Origin of the sequence: Micromonospora sp. D75, from assembly GCF_018070405.1 — a bacterium.
Taxonomy (GTDB): Bacteria; Actinomycetota; Actinomycetes; order Mycobacteriales; family Micromonosporaceae; genus Micromonospora; species Micromonospora chalcea.
Genome location: NZ_JAGPXV010000584.1, coordinates 1 through 3,765, shown reverse-complemented (window position 1 = coordinate 3,765; position 3,765 = coordinate 1). Strand labels below are relative to the sequence as shown.

Here is a 3,765-nt window from a genome sequence, read left to right as displayed (position 1 = left end):
GCCCCCCACCCCCGTTGGCCCGAGCGGACCGGTCAGGCCTTCGGCGCGAGGTCGAAGTCGATGATCTGGTCCGGGGTGAGGTCCTGCTTGAGCGCGCCCGCACCCTTCAGCAGGGCGATGCTCTTGGCCACCCGGCCGCTGTCCAGCGTGCCGATCGCGGTGCCGGAGTTGCTCGACCGGACGTACGCGGCCATCAGCTGAAGCTCGGCGGAGGCCGCGGCCGGGACGGCGGCCGGCACGTTCTTCTTCAGGATCTCGGCGGCCTCGTCCGGGTTCGCCAGCGAGTACTCCAGGCCCTTGAGCAGCGCGGCGGTGAACTTCTTCACCATCTCCGGCTTCTCCTTGGCGAGCTTCGTGGAAGTGATCAGCGCGTTGCCGTAGAGGTCCTGCATCACGTTGCTGTACGGCAGGATGACCGGCTTCTTCTTGGTCACCGTCTCCACCGTCGGCTGGCCGACGACGAACTGGCCGATGCCGTCCACCGAGCCGGAGCCGAGCATCGGCATCAGGCTCTGCGCCTCACCGTTGACCCAGGTCACCTTGCTGCCGTCGATGCCGGCGAGCCGCGCGTACGTGGGGAAGAGGTTGCGCACGACGGAGGAGGGGGTGTCCGCGAGCTTCTTGCCCTCGAGGTCCTTCGGGGTGGCGATGTTCTTGCCCTCGACCGTGACGATCGCGGCCATGGTGCGCTGCTGGATCGCGGCCACCGCCACGAAGTCCTTCGCCAGGCCGTTGCCGAGCTGGAGGATGCCACCGGTCAGGTCGATCGGGCCGAACTGGGCCTGCCCGCCGGTGATGGTCTGGATGACGGAGCCGGTGCCCTGGCCGGGCTTGATGTCGACGTCGAAACCGGCCTCCTTGAAGAAGCCCTTGTCCTTCGCCACCCAGGCGTAGGAGTCACGGCCGAAGTTGCCGAACGAGGTGAGGTACGTCACCTTTTCCAGCGCGCCGCCGTTTCCGCCGCCGCTCTCGGACTTGTCCGAGTCGCTGCTGCAGCCGCCCACGAGGGCGAGGGCGGTAGCCAGAGCCGCGGCGGCGACCGTACGGGTCAGCCTTCTCATCAGTGCACCATGTCCTTTCCGACCAGGACTTTCTCGCCGGTCGGGTCGTGGGTCCGACGGGGCCGGCAGGAGGGTTGGGCCGACTGGACCGTCGTGAGGGGACTCTTCGCGCGCAACAGCGTACGAGAAGGCGGATGGCGTGCTCCCTCCGTCCCGGTTGCGGAACGGAAACGAAGTTGCGTGACGGAAAGCGGACTGACGTCCACCCCGGACAGTGCTATAAGCACCGTCCGCTACGCTAGCCCGGCTCGCATTCGGACGACGTGGAAGGGAGCCGGCGGAAGATGATCCGACTGTCCGGGGTGTCCCGCACCTTCGACGGCCGATCCGGGCAGGTGGAGGCGCTGCGCGGCATCGACCTCGACGTCGCCGAAGGCGAGTTCGTCGCCGTACTCGGCCGGTCCGGCTGTGGCAAGTCCACGCTCCTGCGCATGATCGCCGGCCTGCTCCCGGTCAGCGGCGGCGAGATCACCGTGGCCGGTACGCCGATCACGAAGCCCCGCCGCGACGTGGCCATGCTGTTCCAGCGGCCGGCCCTGCTGCCCTGGCGCACGGTGCTGGACAACGTGCTGCTGCCGGTGGAGATCTTCGGCTGGCGCCGGGCCGAGCACCGCGACCGCGCCCGCCAGCTGCTGGAGATGGCCGGGCTGGGCGGCTTCGAGAAGCGGCTCCCGCACGAGCTGTCCGGTGGCATGCAGCAGCGCGTCTCGCTCTGCCGGTCGCTCATCGGCTCACCCCGGGTGATGCTTATGGACGAGCCGTTCTCCGCGCTCGACGCGCTCACCCGCGAGGAACTCTCCGGCGAACTCCAGCGGGTGCACATGGAGACGAAGGCCACGATCGTCTTCGTCACCCACTCGATCGACGAGGCGGTGCTGCTCGCCGACCGGGTCGTCGTGCTCAGCCCGCGCCCCGGCCGGATCCGCGAGGTGGTCGAGGTGAACGTCCCCCGGCCCCGCACGCTCGGCCGGCACGAACACCTGGCCGACGTCGCGCGGATCAGCGCCGAGCTGCACGAACTGCTGATGGAGCGGGACGCCCCCGGCGTACCCGTGGGAGGACGGTGACCATGCGGGTCTCGGTCTTCACCGAACCCCACCGCGGAGCGGACTACGACGACCAGCTCCGGTTCGCCCGGCTGGTCGAGGAGACCGGCTTCGAGGGCTTCTTCCGGGCCGACCACTACCGGGCGATGGGGGACGAGCCGGCGCTGCCCGGCCCCACCGACGCCTGGCTGACGCTCGCCGCGCTGGCCCGGGAGACCTCCCGGATCCGGCTCGGCACGCTCGTCACGTCCGCCACGTTCCGGCTCCCCGGGCCGCTCGCCGTCATGGTCGCCCAGGTCGACCGGATGAGCGGCGGCCGGGTCGAGCTGGGCATCGGCGCCGGCTGGTACGAGCGTGAGCACACCGCGTTCGGCATCCCGTTCCCGCCGGTCAGCGAACGCTTCGACCGGCTCGCCGAGCAGCTGGAGATCGTCACCGGGCTGTGGCGCACCCCGGCCGACGAGACGTACAGCTTCACCGGCGAGCACTACCGCCTGGTCGACGCGCCGACGCTGCCCAAACCGGTGCAGCAGCCCGGCCCGCCGGTGATCGTCGGCGGCCGGGGACCGAAGCGCACGCCCGAGCTGGCCGCCCGCTACGCCGACGAGTTCAACATGCCGTTCAAGAGCGTGGCCGAGACCGCCTCCGCGTACGACCGGGTCCGGGAGGCGTGCGACCGCACCGGCCGGGACGCCTCCGGCCGGGCCCCGCTGACGCTCTCCGCCGGCATCGTGGTGGCGATCGGACGCACCGACGCCGAGGCGCAGCGCCGGGCCGCCCCGCTGCACGTCACCAGCGCGCTGCCGCCGGAGGACCCGGTGGTCGGCTCCCCCGCCCAGCTCGTCGACCGGATCGGCGAGTTCGCCGCGGTCGGGGCCACCCGGGTCCACCTGCGCCTGATCGACTTCGACGACCTCGACCACGTGGAGCTCATCGCCGCCGAGGTGCTCCCCCGACTGGACGGACCACGATGACCGAACTCTCCGCCGACCTCGAACTCGGCCCGGTGGGCCAGGAGATCGTGTACGAGAACGACCGGGTACGGGTCTGGCACATCCGGCTGGAGCCGGGTGAGCGGCAGCCGCTGCACCGCCACGACCACCCGTACCTGGTGGTGGCGGTCCAGGGCGCGAAGAACGTGGTGCAGACGATCGACGGCACCACCATCGACGCCGACGAGCCGACCGGCGGCGTCGTCTACCGGGATCCGGGCGCGGTGCACATGCTGACCAACGTCGGCGACACCACCTACCTCGCCCGGCTGGTCGAGCTGAAGTAGCCACGCCGGCAGGTTCGCCGCGCCGCGCGGCGGCAAGGTGGCGATCGGGGGCACCGGGCCGTAACGTGCCGGACATGGCCTTTCGGACGTGGGGCAGGCTGCTGCTCACGGCGCTCGGAGTGAGCGTACTGGCCGGGGCCGGCCAGTTGGGCATCGCGTACGGCTTCGGAGTCGTCCGCCTCGACGGCGCGTTCGTCGACGCCTCGGTGAACAGGTGGCCCGCCCAGCTCGTCTGGGTGGGCTGGTTCGCCGTGGTCGCCACGGTCGCCGGAGCCGTCCTCACCGAGCGCTTCGCCCGCCGCGACGACCTCCCCGGCGGCACCACCGAACTGCTCTCCATCGCCGGCGTCAGCGCGCTGGGCGCGACGGTGGTCGCCCC

General features: G+C 71.2%; 4 protein-coding genes and 1 pseudogene. 4 read left to right on the top strand and 1 reads right to left on the bottom strand.

The features are described 5' to 3' along the window. Positions 1 to 32 precede the first annotated feature (32 nt). A complete protein-coding gene (locus tag KBX39_RS25885) occupies positions 33 to 1,061 on the bottom strand; it encodes an ABC transporter substrate-binding protein (RefSeq protein WP_043328275.1) in 1,029 nt (342 codons plus the stop codon). A gap of 284 nt (positions 1,062 to 1,345) precedes the next feature. Here KBX39_RS25885 and KBX39_RS25880 point away from each other — a divergent pair, with 284 nt between their 5' ends. From KBX39_RS25880 to KBX39_RS25865, 4 genes and pseudogenes are all read left to right on the top strand, one after another. After that, positions 1,346 to 2,128 carry an ABC transporter ATP-binding protein gene (locus KBX39_RS25880; RefSeq protein ID WP_064446604.1) on the top strand — a complete coding sequence of 261 codons (783 nt, stop codon included), beginning with the start codon at positions 1,346 to 1,348 and terminating at the stop codon, positions 2,126 to 2,128. A 2-nt stretch (positions 2,129 to 2,130) separates the two neighbouring features. Beyond that, positions 2,131 to 3,081, top strand: coding sequence for an LLM class F420-dependent oxidoreductase (locus KBX39_RS25875; protein WP_166456954.1), 951 nt, complete (start codon positions 2,131 to 2,133; stop codon positions 3,079 to 3,081). Then, complete coding sequence (locus tag KBX39_RS25870) at positions 3,078 to 3,386, top strand: cupin (protein WP_069087953.1); 309 nt, start codon at positions 3,078 to 3,080, stop codon at positions 3,384 to 3,386. Before KBX39_RS25875 ends, KBX39_RS25870 begins: the two co-directional genes overlap by 4 nt. A 74-nt stretch (positions 3,387 to 3,460) precedes the next feature. Next, a pseudogene (locus tag KBX39_RS25865) lies at positions 3,461 to 3,765 on the top strand (hypothetical protein); the annotation flags it as partial.